This window comes from Paenibacillus medicaginis (assembly GCF_042138635.1).
Taxonomy (GTDB): domain Bacteria; phylum Bacillota; class Bacilli; order Paenibacillales; family Paenibacillaceae; genus Paenibacillus; species Paenibacillus medicaginis.
On sequence record NZ_JBHIRY010000093.1, the window covers coordinates 1 to 517 of the forward strand.

General features: G+C 53.0%; 1 pseudogene. It reads left to right on the forward strand.

Annotated features, from left to right (window positions below):
* A pseudogene (locus tag ACE5LO_RS27790) lies at positions 1 to 505 on the forward strand (IS1634 family transposase); the annotation flags it as partial.
* Positions 506 to 517 lie beyond the last annotated feature (12 nt).

Genomic DNA, 517 nt, shown 5'->3' on the forward strand with positions numbered 1-517 from the left:
CGAGCCGCTGATTCGTGATGAGGAGGCGATTGCGGCCACTCGCCGCAAAGCCTCCCGATTTGTGCTCGTCTCGACGGTGCCGGAAGCGTTTCAGGGAAGAACGATGGACGCAGCCGCGATCCTCCAGACCTACAAGGGACAAATTCAAGTCGAATGTAACTTTTCGATCTTGAAGGATCCCTATTTTGTCGATGAAATGTATTTGAAGAAGCCGCATCGTGTGGAAGTGTTAGGCTATCTGTTTCTGATCGCCCTGCTCGTATACCATGCTATTCAGAGCAAGGTTCGCAGCCAAACGAGCACACGCAATCCGCTCATCGCGACGACGAAACGAAAGCTGGAGCAGCCTACGACACGGGAGATTTTTCGGCTGCTGGAATACATACAGGTCATCGTATTTCGCATGCCGGACGGCAGTCGTCATCGGCAGATGGGACAGCCGCTTGGCTCCGAGGAGAGAAGATTGCTTGCTATGTTCGGATGGGACGAGTCGCTATACGTGTAAGGGGATGAAAAT